We start from the raw sequence: 15,536 nt of genomic DNA, 5'->3' as shown, positions 1-15,536 counted from the left end.
ATGCCCCGCAACGAGGAGCCATCCGTGACCGCCGAGCACGAGTCGACGCCCACGCCCGACGCCGACCAGTCGCACGTTCCGCCGCTGACGACGCGTGTCGTCATCGCCGAGGACGAGGCGCTCATCCGTCTCGATCTGAAAGAGATGCTGGAGGAGGAGGGCTACTCCGTCGTCGGCGAGGCCGGGGACGGGCAGACGGCCGTCGAGCTGGCGCGCGAGCACCGGCCCGACCTGGTCATCCTCGATGTGAAGATGCCCGTCCTGGACGGGATCTCCGCGGCCGAGAAGATCGCGGAGGAGTCCATCGCCCCCGTACTGATGCTGACGGCGTTCTCGCAGCGCGACCTCGTCGAGCGGGCGCGGGACGCCGGGGCGATGGCGTACCTGGTGAAGCCGTTCAGCAAGAGCGACGTGGTGCCGGCCATCGAGATGGCGGTGTCGCGGTTCGCGGAGCTGAAAGCGCTGGAGAAGGAGGTCGCGGACCTCTCGCTGCGGCTGGAGACCCGCAAGCTCGTGGACCGCGCGAAGAGCATCCTGCAGACGCAGTACGGGCTGACCGAGCCGGCCGCGTTCCGCTGGATCCAGAAGACCTCCATGGACCGGCGTATGTCCATGCAGCAGGTTGCCGAGGCGGTCATCGAGGACGCCGAGGAGAAGAAGAACGCCGCGAAGTAGTACCGGACATGCGTGAGGCCCGCCACCGGGGGAAGGTGGCGGGCCTCACGCATGAGGTGAGGGGATCAGTCCTCGCCGAGGTAGGCCTTGCGGACGTCCTCGTTGTGCAGGAGCTCCTGGCCGGAGCCGCTGAGCACGATCTTGCCGATCTCCATCACGTGGGCCTGGTCGGCCAGCGAGAGGGCGGCCTGGGCGTTCTGCTCGACGAGCAGGATGGTGGTGCCGGTGGCCTTGAGTTCGGCGATGGTCGCCATGATCTTCTGCATCATCAGCGGGGAGAGGCCCATGGAGGGCTCGTCCAGCATGAGCAGCTTGGGTCGGGACATCAGGGCCCGGCCCATGGCGAGCATCTGCTGCTCACCGCCCGAGAGGGTGCCGGCGGCCTGCTTTCGGCGTTCGCCCAGGATGGGGAACATCTCGTAGGCGCGCTCGACGTCCTTCTCGATGCCGTCCTTGTCGGTGCGCAGGAACGCGCCGAGCTGGAGGTTTTCGGCGATCGTCAGCCGGGGGAAGATGTGGCGTCCCTCGGGGGAGTGGGCGAGGCCCAGGGAGACGATCTTGTGGGCGGGGACCTGCGCGAGCGGCTTGCCGTCGAAGGTGATGGTGCCGCCGGCAGGCTTGAGGAGCCCGGAGAGGGTGCGCAGGGTGGTGGTCTTGCCGGCGCCGTTGGTGCCGACGAGGCAGACGATCTCGCCCTCGTTGACCTCGAAGGAGATGCCCTTGACGGCTTCGATCTTGCCGTAGGCGACCTTGAGGTCGTTGACCTCGAGCAGTGCGGTCACTTGGCTTCTCCGTCCGTGCTGGTGGTGCTGTCCGAGTCCGCGGCCGGCTCGGTGTCCGGCCCGGCGGCCGGCTCCGCGTCGGCCTCGGCCTCGGTCTCGGCCTCAGCCTCGGCTTCCGCCGGTGCCTCGGTCTCGGCCGCAGCCTCGGTCTCGGCCTCAGCCGCGCGCTCCTCGGCGGCCTCGACCTCGGCGACCTCGGCCACTTCGGCGATCTCGGCGATCTCGGCGGCCTCGGCCGCGCCCGGGTCGCCCTCGAAGGGCTCTCCGAGGTAGGCGGCGATGACGCGCTCGTCGCCCTGGACTTCCGCCGCGGTGCCTTCGATGAGCTTTTCGCCCTGGACGAGGCAGGCGACGCGGTCGCAGAGGTTGAAGATGAAGCGCATGTCGTGCTCGATGACGAGTACGGCGATGCCCATGTCCCGGATGGCGAAGATGAGCTCTTCGGCCGCGCGGGTCTCCTGCGGGTTCATGCCGGCGGTCGGCTCGTCCAGGAGGATGAGGCCGGGGTCGCTGGCGAGGGCGCGGGCGATTTCGAGCTTGCGCTGCTCGCCGTAGGGGAGGTTCTTGGCGAGGTGCTGGGCCTTCTTCTCCAGGCCGATGAACTCCAGGAGCTCCATCGCCCGTGCCTCGCTGGCGGCTTCGGCCTTCTTGAAGCCGGGGCCGCGCAGGAGGGCGGACCAGAGGCCTTCCTTGGTGCGGGTGTGGCGTCCGACGAGGACGTTCTCCAGCACCGTCATGTTGTGGAAGAGCCGGATGTTCTGGAAGGTGCGGGCGATGCCCGCGCTGGTGACCAGGTGCGGCTTGGGCGGCAGGACCGTGCCCTTGTAGCTGACGGTTCCCTCGGTGGGGACGTACAGCCCGGTGAGGCAGTTGAAGAAGGTGGTCTTGCCGGCGCCGTTGGGGCCGATGAGGCCGACGATCTCGCCCGCGTTGACCTTGAGGTCCACGCCCTTGACGGCGGTGAGGCCGCCGAAGCGCATGGTGACGCCGCTGGCTTCGAGGACCGTGGTCGCCGTGGTGGTGTCTGTGGTGGTGGTCATGGTGTTCACGCACCCGCCTTGGCGGTGGCCAGGTCCGCGGGGGCCTGGTCAGTCGTCTCTTCGTCGTGGTACTCGAGCTGCGCGCGCTTGTTGGCGATGAGGCCTTCGGGGCGGAAGCGCATGAGCAGGATGAGGGCGATGCCGAACGCGAGGAGCTGGTAGTCCTGGAGGAAGGCCAGCTTGGCCGGGATCAGGAAGAGCAGTGCGGCGCCGAGGATGGGGCCGCGGATGGTGCCCATTCCGCCGAGGATGACGGCGGCGAGGAGGAACGCGGAGTTCGGCGGGACGGGCCCGGCGAAGACGTAGTTCTCGGGGACGACCGTGCTGTTGACGTGTGCCTGGACGGTGCCGGCGAGGCCGGCGAGGGTGGCACCGAGGGCGAAGGCGATGAGCTTGACCTTGAAGCCGTTGATGCCCATGGCTTCGGCGGCGGTCTCGTCCTCGCGGATGGCGACCCAGGCGCGGCCGATGCGGCTGTTGCCGGCACGGGCGAAGACCAGGATGACCAGGGCCATCACGAGCAGCATCAGGAAGTAGTAGTTGGCGTAGGCGCCGAGGGTGATGCCGCCGACGTCGTGCGACTCCCCGAAGTTCCACCCGAAGAGTTCGAGGTGGGGGATGTTCGGGATGCCGTTGGGGCCGTTGGTGATGTCCGGGCCGGAGGTGCCGTCGAGGTTGCCCATGGCGATGCGGAAGATTTCTCCGAAGCCGAGGGTGACGATGGCGAGGTAGTCGCCGCGCAGGCGCAGGGTCGGGGCACCGATGACCACGCCGAAGATCAGCGAGGCGAGGGCGCCGACGATGACCGCTGCCCAGAAGGGGAGCTGGAAGCCGAAGGCGGAGGCGGTGCTTCCGGAGACCAGGGCGGCGGCGTAGGCGCCGACGCCGAGGAAGGCGACGTAACCGAGGTCGAGCAGGCCCGCGAGGCCGACGACGACGTTGAGGCCGAGGGCGACGGTCGCGAAGATCAGGATGTTCACCGCGATGAGCGTGTACGTGTCGCCGCTCTGCTGGATGAACGGGAAGGTGATCGCGGCGGCCGCGGTACCGATGAGGGTGACCTGGCGGTTCTTCGCGGTGAGGAGGCCGAGCCGGTCGAAGAGGCCGGACTTGAGCAGGGCGAAGGCCGCGAAGCCGACGATGATCAGGTACGTGACGAAGAGCTGCGGCTCCTTGTCGTCGGTGTCGATGCCGAAGGTGACCACGTAGAGGCCGATGGCGAAGGCACCGATGATGATGAGGATCTCGCCCCAGGAGGGCAGCTTCTTGGCGGCGGCCGCCTTGTGGCTGTCATCGGGGAGCTTGTACGCGGCGAGGGCCGGGACGAGCGAGCCGATGAGGGCGACGTAGGCGCCGGGCTCCAGGTGGACGAAACCGCCGAGGACCACTGCGATGGCGATGACGGTGAACCAGGTGCCGGCGAGGGTGCCGAGCGAGAGGATCCACACGGGCTTGCGGGCGCCGGTGGGGGTGAGCCAGCGCAGGCCCTTGACGCCGAGCGCGGAGAGCGCGTGGACGGCGGTGAGGAGGGCGCCGACGAGGCTCAGGAACTGGATGGGGGCCGGGCTGCCGTAGTAGGTGAGGTCACCGGGGAACTCGGAGGTCCAGGTCCAGGCGAGGAAGGCGCTGACGATCGTCAGCAGGCTTCCGCCGATGACCGTGTAGAGCAGTGCGGTGCGGGAGAGGGCACCGGTGACCTCGGCCTCTGCCTCGGCCTTGATCGGGAGGGTTGCTTCGTTGGTCATGGTTCTCACGCCCGATCCGCGACGCGCTCACCGAGCAGGCCTTGTGGCCGCACGAGGAGGACGACGATGAGGAGTACGAACGCCCAGACGTTGGACCAGGCTCCACCGCCGAGCTGCGACATGCCGGGGATGTCTTCGATGTAGGCGATCGACAGGGCCTCGGCGAGGCCGAGGACGACGCCGCCGACCATGGCTCCGTAGATGTTGCCGATGCCGCCGAGGACGGCTGCGGTGAAGGCCTTGAGGCCGAGGATGAAGCCCATCTCGAAGTTGATCTGGCCCTTGTCGAGGCCGTAGGCGACCGCGGCGACGGCGGCGAACGCGGCACCGATGGCGAAGGCCATGACGATGATGCGGTCGGTGTTGATGCCCATCAGCTTCGCGGTGTCCGGGTCCTGCGCGGTGGCCTGCATGGCGCGGCCGCTGCGGCTCTTCTGGACGAAGATGCCGAGGGCGAGCATGCAGAGCGGGGCGAGGATGAGGACGAAGAGGTCCGCGCGCTGGATGGCCAGGCTGTCGGTGATCTTGAAGGCTTCACCCTTGAACTCGGGGAAGCTGACGGCCTTCTTGGCGTCCGGGTAGAACTGCCAGACGAGCTGCTGGAGCGCGATCGAGAGGCCGATTGCGGTGATGAGGGGGGCGAGCCGGGGAGCGCTGCGCAGGGGACGGTACGCGAAGCGTTCGGCTGCGGTGGCTACGGCGACGGAGGCGAGTGCGCCTCCGACGATCATGACGGGAATCGCGATCAGCAGGGAGGTGCCGGTCGGGAGTGCGGCGTAGGCGGTGAGCGCGCCGAAGCCGCCGATCATGAAGATCTCGCCGTGGGCGAAGTTGATGAGCTGGACGATGCCGTAGACCATGGTGTACCCGATGGCTATGAGGCCATAAAGGGCACCGAGGGCAAGGCCGTTGGCCAGCTGTTGCGGCAGTTCGTGCACCGCAGGGCCTCCGATGAGCGTGTCGGATAAGACTCCGCGCGAGGGCGCTGTTGCGCCCTCGCGCGGTGGGTGTGGTTCAGGTGAGGCTGGTGGAGCGGGGTCCTACGGGATTACTGGTTGAACGTGTCGCTCTTGACGTCGATCCACTTGCCGCCCTCGACCTTGTAGACCGTGAGCTGCTTGTTGGTGGTGTCGCCGTACTCGTCGAAGGCGACCTTGCCGGTCACGCCCTCGAAGGACACCTTGCCGAGGGCCTCGACGACCTTGGCGCGGGCGTCGGTCGGCAGCTTGCCGCCGTTGGCGGCGACGACGGCCTTGACGGCCTGGACGACGGACCAGCCGGCGTCGTAGGAGTAGCCGCCGTAGGCCGCGTACGGGTCCTTGTAGCCGCCGGCCTGGTAGTCGGCGATGAAGGTCTTGGCGGTGGGCAGCTTCTCGACCGGGTAGCCGATCGAGGTGGAGAGGTCGCCCTCGTTGGCCTCGCCGGAGGCGGTGATGAAGGCGGGGTCCTGGATGCCGTCGCCGCCCATGAGCGGGATGTTGGCTCCGGCCTTCTTGATCTGGTCGGCGAGGAGGCCGCCCTCGGGGTACTGGCCGCCGAAGTAGACGGAGTCGGCGCCGGAGGTCTTGACCTTGTCGGCGGTGGAGGAGAAGTCGGTCTCCTTCACAGTGACGTGGTCGGTGCCGACGACCTCGCCGCCGAGCTTCTTGAACTCGTCGGAGAAGATCGCGGCGAGGCCGGCGCCGTAGGTCTGCTTGTCGTCGACGACGAAGACCTTCTTCTTGCCGGCGTCCTTGAAGAGGTACTGGGCGGCGAACTTGCCCTGGACCACGTCGGTGGCGGCGGTGCGGAAGTAGGTCTTGAAGGGGCGCTTGAACTCGCCCTTGCCCCAGTTGTCGCCCTGGCTGAGCGCGGGGTTGGTGTTGGCGGGGGAGACCTGCGCCAGGTTGGCGGAGGCGAAGACGCCCTGCATCTGCTGCGCGACGCCGGAGTTCAGCGGGCCGACGACGCCCACGACGTCCTTGTTGCCGACGAGCTTGGTGGCGTTGGCCTGGCCGGAGGCGGGGACCGCCTGGTCGTCGAGGGCTTCGACCTTGAACTCGATGCCGGGGACCTCGTTGTTCTTGTTGGCCGTCTTGGCCGCGAGGTCGACCGAGTTCTTGATGCCCTGGCCGAGCGCGGAGAGCGAGCCGGTGAGGGGGGCGTCCACGCCGATGACGACGACGGTCTTGGCGCCGTCGGCCTTGTCCCCGCCGGTCTTGGCCTCATCGCGCGAGCCGCAGGCGGTGAGGGTCAGTGCTCCCGTGGTGATCACGGTGGTGAGGACGAGCAAAGAACGGTGTCGCACGATTCTTCCTTTCCCTGGCGCGGCCCCCTCAGACGAGGTGCCGTTTGGTCGCCGGGCCGCACTGGGATGTCCACGGCCGTGCTGGGTTGCGCCCTGCGGCGCGGTGACTGGCCGTGACTCTAGGCCGAGGTGGCGAGTGCGGGGAGCGGGGAAAGGATGATGTGACTGTCTTGTTATGCCGAGGCCAAGAATGTGTGGCGGGAGTGCGGACAATTCGGACGTTTAGCCACTTCGGAGAATGTCCGCATGGTGAGAATTCCCTGTTTCCCTAAGGGGCTTGAGGGGTTCATGCTCCTGTCATTGATCAAAAGGGCCCGAATGTCGCTGGCTGTGCCCGGAAGAATCCGGCGGGTGGCATTCCGCAGGGGAAAAGCGGGATTCAGTGGGGCGTCGCCATTACTGAGGGTAATTCCTCCCCTTGATCCACTTCGGGTGGATCGATCTTGATCCGGGGGTGCGCAGGGCTTCCGACCTGCGGATCGAGTCCCTGCCGCCAGGCGCCCGGAAGTCGGACAGCGTGCGCGGGATTCCGGTCACCCGGGCGGACTGGCGGGCCGCCAGTTCTCGGAGCTCCAGGTTGCCCCGTTCTGTTCGGCGCAGCGCTGCGCCGTGAACCGGTCGACGAGCTCAAGTGCCTTGTCCAGACCGGCAGTTCGCTCCTCGGTGCGGCCTGCCGCGACGGCTTCCTCGTGGATCGTGTACTGGTCGTTGGACAGCCCCTTCTGCTCCCAGTCGAGCCCGGCCCATTTGCTGCCCTTGAGGGTCTCCTTCGCCCAGTAGGACACCAGACTTGTGCAGATCTGTGCGGGCGAGGAGGGGCTGGAAACGGGCGTTGGCGTGGGTCCCGGGGCGGGTGGGGCGGATGTGGAGCATCCGGACAGGGCGAGTGCCGTCAGGAGTGCGGCGGCACCGCAGCGGGCCGCGGTGCGTGGCTGGGTCCCCATGAAGGGAAGGTAGGCCGTCACCTTCGGTGACACAACAGTCGTTGCGGGGCCGGGCGCGGACTGGCGGATTCCGGGTGGTTGCCGGGGCCGTACGGGCCGGGCCCGGCCCGGACGGCCCCTCGGGCCCGGGTCCGTACGCGCCCTCGAGCCGGGCCCGTACGCGCCACGGGCCCGGGTCCGGCCCCTTCCGCGGGGCGGGATCCGGGCCCGTGGGGGCTCGTCGCGGGCGGGTCAGGCCCCGGCGGCGGGGTCCGCGTCGCGCAGCAGGCAGGTCAGGCGGGCGGTGCACACCCGCCGGTCCTGCTCGTCGCTGATGACGATCTCGTACGTGGCGGTGGAGCGGCCGCGGTGCACGGGGCTGGCGACGCCGGTGACCGTGCCGGAGCGCACGCCGCGGTGGTGGGTGCAGTTCAGGTCCACGCCGACGGCGATCTTGGTGATGCCGCCGTGCATCATGGCGCCGACCGAGCCGAGGGTCTCGGCGAGCACGGCCGAGGCGCCGCCGTGCAGCAGCCCGTACGGCTGGGTGTTGCCCTTGACCGGCATGGTGGCGACGACCCGCTCGGCCGAGGCCTCCAGGATGCGGATGTCCATCCGCTCGCCGAGGTCGCCCGCCGAGAACAGCGCGGGCAGGTCGATGCCCAGGGCCGTGTACTCGTCGAGTACCTCCTGCGGGAACTTCACAGCGTGCTGCTCGCCCATGGGCAGGCTCCGTTCGTGTGTCAACGCTCGTTAACCGTCTTGTCCTGAGGTCGTTCTATCAGGCCGGTTCGAAGCGCACGACGACGGACTTGCTCGCGGGGGTGTTGCTGGTGTCCGCGGTGGAGTCGAGCGGGACCAGCACGTTGGTCTCGGGGTAGTACGCGGCCGCGCAGCCGCGGGCGGTCGGGTAGTGCACGACGCGGAAACCGGGCGCGCGCCGCTCGACCCCGTCCTTCCACTCGCCGACCAGGTCCGTGTACGAGCCGTCCGCGAGCCCCAGCTCCGCCGCGTCCTCGGGGTTGACCATGACGACGCGGCGGCCGCCGGTGATCCCGCGGTAGCGGTCGTCGAGGCCGTAGATCGTGGTGTTGTACTGGTCGTGGCTGCGCAGGGTCTGGAGCAGCAGCCGGCCCTCGGGGATCTTCGGGTACTCGACGGGCGCGGCGGTGAAGTTCGCCTTGCCGGTCTTGGTGGGGAAGCGGCGCTCGTCGCGCGGGGCGTGCGGGAGGCGGAAGCCCTCGGGGCGGGCCGCGCGGGCGTTGAAGTCCTCGAAGCCGGGGATCACCCGGGAGATCCGGTCGCGGATGGCCGCGTAGTCGCGCTCGAACTCCTCCCACGGGGTGGCGGAGGCGGCGCCGAGGACGGCGCGGGCCATGCGGGCGACGATCGCGGGCTCGGAGAGCAGGTGCGGGGAGGCCGGGGGGAGGTTGCCGCGCGAGGCGTGGACCATGCCCATGGAGTCCTCGACGGTCACGAACTGCTTGCCTGACGCCTGGACGTCCTTGTCGGTACGGCCGAGGGTGGGCAGGATCAGGGCGCGCCGGCCGGTGACCGCGTGGGAGCGGTTGAGCTTGGTGGAGACGTGGACGGTCAGGGAGGCGCGGCGGATCGCGGCCTCGGTGACGTCGGTGTCGGGGGTGGCGCCGACGAAGTTGCCGCCCATGGCGAAGAGGACCTTGGCCTTGCCGTCGCGCAGGGCCTCGATGGAGCGGACGACGTCGTAGCCGTGGCCGCGCGGCGAGGTGATCTGAAATTCGCGGTCGAGTGAGTCGAGGAAGGCGGGCGCGGGGCGTTCGAAGATCCCCATGGTGCGGTCGCCCTGGACGTTGGAGTGGCCGCGGACGGGGCAGACGCCGGCGCCGGGGCGGCCGATGTTGCCGCGCAGCAGGAGCAGGTTGACGACCTCGCGGATGGTGGCGACGGAGTGCTTGTGCTGGGTGAGGCCCATGGCCCAGCAGACGATGGTGCGCTCCGAGGCCAGGACCATGGCCAGCGCCCGCTCGATCTCGGGGCGGGTGAGGCCGGTGGCGGTGAGGGTCTCGGCCCAGTCGGCTTCCCCGGCGGCGGCCGCGAGTTCCTCGTAGCCGTGGGTGTGCTCGCGGATGAAGGCCTCGTCGGTGGCGCCCGCGGTCTCGATGACGAGCTTGTTGAGGAGGCGGAAGAGGGCCTGGTCGCCGCCGATGCGGATCTGGAGGAAGAGGTCGTTGAGGGCGGTGCCCTTGAGCATGCCGATCGGGGTCTGGGGGTTCTTGAACCGCTCCAGGCCGGCCTCGGGCAGCGGGTTCACCGAAATGATCTTCGCGCCGGCGGACTTGGCCTTCTCCAGGGCGGAGAGCATGCGCGGGTGGTTGGTGCCCGGGTTCTGCCCGGCGACGATGATCAGGTCGGCCTGGTGGAGGTCTTCGAGGCTGACGCTGCCCTTGCCGATGCCGATGGTCTCGTTCAGCGCGGAGCCCGAGGACTCGTGGCACATGTTGGAGCAGTCGGGCAGGTTGTTGGTGCCGAACTCGCGGGCGAAGAGCTGGAAGAGGAACGCGGCCTCGTTGCTCGTGCGGCCCGAGGTGTAGAAGAGGGCCTCGTCGGGGGAGCCGAGGGCGGTGAGCTCCTCGGCGATGATCTCGAAGGCCCGCTCCCAGGGGACGGCCTGGTACCGGTCGGCGCCTTCGGGCAGGTACATCGGCTCGGTGATGCGGCCCTGCTGGCCCAGCCAGTACCCGGAGCGGCCGGCGAGGTCGGCCAGGGAGTGCTCGGCGAAGAAGTCCGGGGTGACCCGGCGCAGCGTGGCCTCCTCCGCGACGGCCTTGGCGCCGTTCTCGCAGAACTCGGCGGTGTGCCGCTTGTCTCCCTCGGGCCAGGCGCAGCCCGGGCAGTCGAAGCCGTCCTTCTGGTTGACCTTGAGCAGGGTGCGCGCGGTACGGGCGACGCCCATCTGCTGCTGCGCGATCCGCAGGGTGTGCCCGATCGCGGGCAGGCCGGCCGCGGCACGCTTGGGGGGCGCCACCTGCGGCGCGTGCTGTGCGGGATCACCTGCGGGCGGCTTGGCGGCCATGTCGCTCCCCTTTGAGCAGTCGAGCATCGCGGCGTCGGCCGCTGCGGGTATTCGCGTAGACGTCCGATCCTGTCACGCCCTGCGGACATCTCCGACGCCGGAATTGTCAGCGGGGCCGCCTAGGATCGGGGGCGTGGCAGAGAACGCATCGAAGAAGACCGACCAGCCGACCGCAGCGGACCGCCCCCGCCTGATGCTCATGGACGGGCACTCCCTGGCGTACCGGGCGTTCTTCGCGCTGCCCGCGGAGAACTTCACGACGGCGACCGGGCAGCCGACGAACGCCATCTACGGCTTCGCGTCGATGCTGGCGAACACGCTGCGCGACGAGGCGCCCACGCACTTCGCGGTGGCGTTCGACGTCTCGCGCAAGACGTGGCGCTCGACGGAGTTCCCCGAGTACAAGGCGAACCGCTCCAAGACCCCCGACGAGTTCAAGGGGCAGGTCGAGCTGATCGGCGAGCTCCTGGACGCGATGAAGGTGCCGCGGTTCGCGGTCGACGGCTTCGAGGCCGACGACGTGATCGCCACGCTGGCGACGCAGGCGGAGGCCCTCGGCTTCGAGGTCCTGATCGTCACGGGCGACCGGGACTCCTTCCAGCTCGTCTCCGAGCACACCACCGTGCTGTACCCGACCAAGGGCGTCTCCGAGCTGACCCGCTTCACCCCGGAGAAGGTCGAGGAGAAGTACGGCCTCACCCCGCAGCAGTACCCGGACTTCGCGGCGCTGCGCGGCGACCCGTCGGACAACCTGCCCGGCATCCCGGGCGTCGGCGAGAAGACCGCCGCGAAGTGGATCACCCAGTTCGGGTCGTTCGCGGAGCTGGTCGAGCGCGCCGAGGAGGTCAAGGGCAAGGCCGGGCAGAACTTCCGGGACCACCTGGAGGCCGTGAAGCTCAACCGGGTCCTGACCGAGATGGTCAAGGACGTCGAGCTGCCCAAGGCCGCGGGCGACCTGGCCCGCCTGCCGTACGACCGCTCCGCCGTCACGGGCGTGCTGGACGTGCTGGAGATCCGCAACGCCTCGCTGCGCGAGCGGCTGCTGGCGGTGGACCCGGGCGCCGCCGAGGAGCCGGCCCCGGCTCCGGCCGCCGGCGTGGAGCTGGACGCGAGCGTGCTGGGCGCGGGCGAGCTGGCGCCGTGGCTGGAGGCCCGCGCGGGCGAGCCGCTCGGCATCTCCACCGTGGACAGCTGGGCGCTGGGCCAGGGCAATGTCAGCGAGATCGCGCTCGCCGCGGCCGGCGGGGCCGCCGCCTGGTTCGAGCCGTCCGCGCTGGACGAGGCCGACGAGCGGGCCTTCGCGGCCTGGGCCGCCGACCCGGCGCGCCCCAAGGTGGTGCACAACGCCAAGGGCCTGATGCGGGTCTTCCCCGAGCACGGCTGGAGCCTGGCCGGCGTCACCATGGACACCGCGCTCGCCGCGTACCTGGTCAAGCCGGGCCGCCGCTCCTTCGCGCTGGACGTGCTGTCCAACGAATACCTCCACCGCGAGCTCCAGCCCGCCGCGGCCGACGGCCAGCTCGCCTTCGGCGCCGACGAGACCGCCGAGGCGGAGGCGCTGATGGCACAGGCCCGCGCCGTCCTCGACCTCGGCGAGGCCTTCACCGGCAAGCTCGCCGAGGTCGGCGCCGCCGAGCTGCTCCACGACATGGAGCTGCCCACCTCGGAGCTGCTGGCCCGGATGGAGCGGTCGGGCATCGCCGCCGACCGCGACCACCTGGAGGCCATGGAGCAGCAGTTCGCCGGAGCCGTGCAGCAGGCGGTGAAGGAGGCGCACGCGGCGGTCGGGCACGAGTTCAACCTCGGCTCGCCCAAGCAGCTCCAGGAGGTGTTCTTCGGCGAGCTGGACCTGCCGAAGACGAAGAAGACCAAGACCGGCTACACCACGGACGCGGACGCGCTGGCCTGGCTGGCCACGCAGACCGACCACGAACTGCCGGTGATCATGCTGCGCCACCGGGAGCAGGCCAAGCTGCGCGTCACCGTCGAGGGCCTCGTCAAGACGATCGCCGCCGACGGCCGGGTGCACACCAGCTTCAGCCAGACCGTCGCCGCGACCGGACGCCTGTCCTCCACCGACCCCAACCTGCAGAACGTTCCGGTGCGCACCGACGAGGGCCGGGCCATCCGCCGCGGCTTCGTCGTCGGCGAGGGCTTCGAATCCCTCATGACCGCCGACTACAGCCAGATCGAGCTGCGCGTCATGGCGCACCTCTCCGAAGACGAGGGCCTGATCGAGGCGTTCCTGTCCGGCGAGGACCTGCACACCACCGTCGCCTCCCAGGTGTTCGGCGTGGAGCGCTCCGAGGTCGACGCCGAGATGCGGCGCAAGATCAAGGCGATGTCGTACGGGCTCGCGTACGGGCTCTCCGCCTTCGGTCTGGCCCAGCAGCTGAACATCGAGCCCGCCGAGGCGCGCGGTCTGATGGAGACCTTCTTCGAGCGGTTCGGCGGCGTCCGGGACTACCTGGGCCGCGTGGTCGAGGAGGCCCGGGCCACCGGGTACACGGCGACGGTCTTCGGCCGCCGCCGCTACCTGCCCGACCTCAACAGCGACAACCGCCAGCGCCGTGAGGCCGCCGAGCGGATGGCGCTGAACGCCCCGATCCAGGGCACCGCGGCCGACATCGTCAAGGTCGCCATGCTGCGCGTGGACAAGGCGATCACCGAGGCCGGCCTGAAGTCGCGGATGCTGCTCCAGGTCCACGACGAAATCGTGCTGGAGATCGCCCCGGGCGAGCGGAAGAAGGTCGAGGAGCTGGTGCGCCGCGAGATGGGCGCCGCCGTGGAGCTCCGCGCCCCGCTGGACGTGTCGGTGGGCGTCGGCGCCGACTGGGAGTCGGCGGCGCACTGAGGCACTGAGGCGCAGAAGTGCAGAGGTACCAAGGTACCGAGGGCACGTTCGCCGGACGCCCGTCCCCGCAAGCCGCTATGCGGTGGGGACGGGCGTCCGCGCGTGATCGTCCGTACGGGAGGGCCCGCGCCGACGGGCGAGGAGCCGTACGAGGACCCCGTACAGCAGCAGGCCCACGGCGAGCCCGCCGCCCGCGCCGAAGCAGACGGTCGGAATGATGTCGAGCGGGGTGCGGATCCGGTCGAAGAACGTGAAGAAGCGCAGCACGCGCATCGTCACCCCGACGGCCACGCACACCGCGACCAGCGCGACCGCGCCCAGCAACTCCGCCCGGCCGAGCACCGGCACGGCCGCCGGGGCGGGGCGGTCGGGCAGGCGGCGCACGGCGGTCACCGTGAACCAGAGCAGGGCGCAGGCGGCGACCGCCGAAGTCCCGTACTGCACGTACGTATAGAGGGGGAGTCCGTTCGCGAACGGCTCGCCGAGCACGGGCAGCGCGTCCGTCCCCCAGCGGTGCGGGTGCGTGAAGCTGTCCCAGACCACGTGCGTGAGCGAGCCGACGACCGCCGAGAGGTAGAACCAGGCCGTGAGCGCGGGCAGCCCGCGGCCGCCGCCGCCCCGCCAGTCCTCGCCGCGTACGAAGGCGTGTATCCGGCCCTGGCGGCGGCGCGGCAGGAGCGCGATCAGCGGTTCGCGCAGCAGCAGCCAGCAGGCCGCGAGCGCGGCGGTCAGCACGGCGTCCGCGGTGAACACCCCGGGCAGCGAGTGCGCGAACGCGCCGTACGGCCAGACGCCGGAGACGACGGCGTCCGCGAAGTAGAACGTGTCGGGCGCGAACGACCCGAGGACGAGCGCCGACGCGACCAGCGGTCCGCGGGCGCGGCCCGTCCGGCGGACGGCCGGCAGGACGGCGGCGGCGTGGCTGAGGGTGAACGGCATCGCATCTCTTCCTTACTTCGGGCCAATGCGCCCCGAACGGTCCGGGTCAGTATGCGCGAGCTGCCCGGCAGGTGGGGAAGTGGTGAATTCCGGGCTCCGATCGGTGCAGGTTGAAGGCAGCTGACGTAAGGTCACGCCGACGTCGAGGGGGAGGGGACCCGGCTCATGTCGGCTCGGATCGGAAGCAGCCTGCGCAGGGGAGGGGCCGCGGTCCTGGTCTGCGCGCTCGTCGCCGCGGCGCTCACGGCATCCCAAGGCCCCGCGGGAGACCGGATATCCGCGGCGGACACCGAAGAAGCGGCCGTGCAGCCCCCGCAGCCGACGGAATCCGGCGGAGACTCCGACTACCTCGCCGAACTCCCGCCCCCGGCGGCCGAGCTGCCGCAGGAGGTCCCGGTCGCGCAGCCGTCCCAGCCGGTCACCGAGGCGGTGGCGCCGCACAACGAACCGGTGGCCATGGGCGGCGGGGAGGGCGCGCAGGGAATCCCGGCGACGGTCCTGGCGGCGTACCGGCTGGCCGAGCAGAAGGTGGGGCAGAGCGACCCCGGCTGCGGACTGCGCTGGCAACTCCTCGCGGCGATCGGCAAGGTCGAGTCCGGGCAGGCCCGCGGCGGCCGCGTGGACACCGCCGGCACCACCCTGCGGCCGATCCTGGGCCCCGTACTCGACGGCAACGGCTTCGCGAACATCCGTGACACGGACGGCGGGGAGTACGACGGGGACGCCGCGTACGACCGGGCGGTCGGCCCGATGCAGTTCATCCCGTCCACCTGGGCGGCCTGGGGCCAGGACGCGGACGGCGACGGCCGCCGCAACCCGAACAACGTGTACGACGCCGCCCTGGCGGCCGGCCGCTACCTCTGTGCGGGCACCCGCGACCTGCGCGTACCCGCCGATCTGGACCGCGCGGTGCTCTCGTACAACCAGTCCGCGGAGTACCTGCGCACGGTGAAGTCCTGGTTCACGTACTACCTCCAGGGCACGCACGAGGTCCCGAACGCGGGCGGGGACCAGCTCCCGGTGCCGCCCAGGCCGACGCCGAAGCCGTCCCCAAGCCCGACGCCGACGCCGAGCCCGACGCCGTCCCCAAGCCCGACGCCGACGCCGACCCCGGTGCCCACGCCCACCCCGACGCCGGACCCGAAGCCCACCCCGTCTCCGAAGCCGACCCCCACGCCGAGTCCGACGCCGACCCCCACGCCTGTCTCTTATACACATCTCCGAGCCCACGAGACAAGA

12 protein-coding genes are annotated in these 15,536 nt (G+C 70.2%); 3 read left to right on the top strand and 9 right to left on the bottom strand.

The window, feature by feature from the left end; translation table 11 throughout:
* Nucleotides 1-675 carry an ANTAR domain-containing response regulator gene (locus IF02_RS0111125; protein WP_051696134.1) on the top strand — a complete coding sequence of 225 codons (675 nt, stop codon included), beginning with the start codon at nt 1-3 and terminating at the stop codon, nt 673-675.
* 65 nt (nt 676-740) lie between these two features.
* On the opposite strand, the gene IF02_RS0111120 is transcribed toward IF02_RS0111125, so the two are convergent.
* The 8 genes from IF02_RS0111120 to IF02_RS0111085 form a co-directional block, all read right to left on the bottom strand.
* Nucleotides 741-1,457 (bottom strand): ABC transporter ATP-binding protein, encoded by a 717-nt coding sequence (locus IF02_RS0111120; RefSeq protein WP_030155827.1) that lies wholly within the window; start codon nt 1,455-1,457, stop codon nt 741-743.
* Nucleotides 1,454-2,497: an ABC transporter ATP-binding protein gene (locus tag IF02_RS0111115; RefSeq protein WP_037836110.1), complete on the bottom strand. Its 1,044-nt coding sequence runs from the start codon at nt 2,495-2,497 to the stop codon at nt 1,454-1,456. Before IF02_RS0111115 ends, IF02_RS0111120 begins: the two co-directional genes overlap by 4 nt.
* 5 nt (nt 2,498-2,502) lie before the next feature.
* Nucleotides 2,503-4,242, bottom strand: a complete 1,740-nt coding sequence (locus IF02_RS0111110; RefSeq protein WP_030155823.1) for a branched-chain amino acid ABC transporter permease — start codon at nt 4,240-4,242, stop codon at nt 2,503-2,505.
* Between the two features lie 5 nt (nt 4,243-4,247).
* A complete protein-coding gene (locus IF02_RS0111105; protein WP_030155821.1) occupies nt 4,248-5,180 on the bottom strand; it encodes a branched-chain amino acid ABC transporter permease in 933 nt (310 codons plus the stop codon).
* Between the two features lie 110 nt (nt 5,181-5,290).
* Nucleotides 5,291-6,529: a branched-chain amino acid ABC transporter substrate-binding protein gene (locus IF02_RS0111100; protein ID WP_030155820.1), complete on the bottom strand. Its 1,239-nt coding sequence runs from the start codon at nt 6,527-6,529 to the stop codon at nt 5,291-5,293.
* 533 nt (nt 6,530-7,062) lie between these two features.
* Complete coding sequence (locus IF02_RS35470; protein WP_234318163.1) at nt 7,063-7,314, bottom strand: hypothetical protein; 252 nt, start codon at nt 7,312-7,314, stop codon at nt 7,063-7,065.
* A 390-nt stretch (nt 7,315-7,704) separates the two neighbouring features.
* Nucleotides 7,705-8,175, bottom strand: a complete 471-nt coding sequence (locus tag IF02_RS0111090; protein WP_030155816.1) for a hotdog fold thioesterase — start codon at nt 8,173-8,175, stop codon at nt 7,705-7,707.
* 58 nt (nt 8,176-8,233) lie between these two features.
* Nucleotides 8,234-10,504 carry an FdhF/YdeP family oxidoreductase gene (locus tag IF02_RS0111085; RefSeq protein WP_030155814.1) on the bottom strand — a complete coding sequence of 757 codons (2,271 nt, stop codon included), beginning with the start codon at nt 10,502-10,504 and terminating at the stop codon, nt 8,234-8,236.
* 133 nt (nt 10,505-10,637) lie between these two features.
* Here IF02_RS0111085 and polA point away from each other — a divergent pair, with 133 nt between their 5' ends.
* On the top strand, nt 10,638-13,358 hold the full coding sequence (gene polA, locus IF02_RS0111080) for a DNA polymerase I (protein WP_030155813.1): 2,721 nt from the start codon (nt 10,638-10,640) through the stop codon (nt 13,356-13,358).
* 75 nt (nt 13,359-13,433) lie between these two features.
* Here polA and IF02_RS0111075 read toward each other — a convergent pair whose 3' ends face one another.
* Nucleotides 13,434-14,297 carry a DUF4184 family protein gene (locus tag IF02_RS0111075; RefSeq protein ID WP_030155811.1) on the bottom strand — a complete coding sequence of 288 codons (864 nt, stop codon included), beginning with the start codon at nt 14,295-14,297 and terminating at the stop codon, nt 13,434-13,436.
* A gap of 165 nt (nt 14,298-14,462) precedes the next feature.
* On the opposite strand from IF02_RS0111075, the gene IF02_RS0111070 reads away from it, so the two are divergent.
* The coding region (locus IF02_RS0111070) for a lytic transglycosylase domain-containing protein (protein WP_199809211.1) at nt 14,463-15,536 on the top strand (1,074 nt) is incomplete at its 3' end.

Source organism: Streptomyces sp. NRRL S-244 (assembly GCF_000717915.1).
Lineage (GTDB): Bacteria > Actinomycetota > Actinomycetes > Streptomycetales > Streptomycetaceae > Streptomyces.
The sequence above is the reverse complement of the archived record's forward strand: the minus strand, read 5'-3'. Positions and strand labels throughout refer to the sequence as shown.

Bases quoted from the DNA above. Each gene is read 5' to 3' on its own strand.
- IF02_RS0111090 (WP_030155816.1), bottom strand. From the start codon at position 8,175: ATGGGCGAGCAGCACGCTGTGAAGTTCCCGCAGGAGGTACTCGACGAG.
- IF02_RS0111115 (WP_037836110.1), bottom strand. From the start codon at position 2,497: ATGACCACCACCACAGACACCACCACGGCGACCACGGTCCTCGAAGCC.
- IF02_RS0111125 (WP_051696134.1), top strand. From the start codon at position 1: ATGCCCCGCAACGAGGAGCCATCCGTGACCGCCGAGCACGAGTCGACG.
- IF02_RS0111085 (WP_030155814.1), bottom strand. From the start codon at position 10,504: ATGGCCGCCAAGCCGCCCGCAGGTGATCCCGCACAGCACGCGCCGCAG.
- IF02_RS0111075 (WP_030155811.1), bottom strand. From the start codon at position 14,297: ATGCCGTTCACCCTCAGCCACGCCGCCGCCGTCCTGCCGGCCGTCCGC.
- IF02_RS0111110 (WP_030155823.1), bottom strand. From the start codon at position 4,242: ATGACCAACGAAGCAACCCTCCCGATCAAGGCCGAGGCAGAGGCCGAG.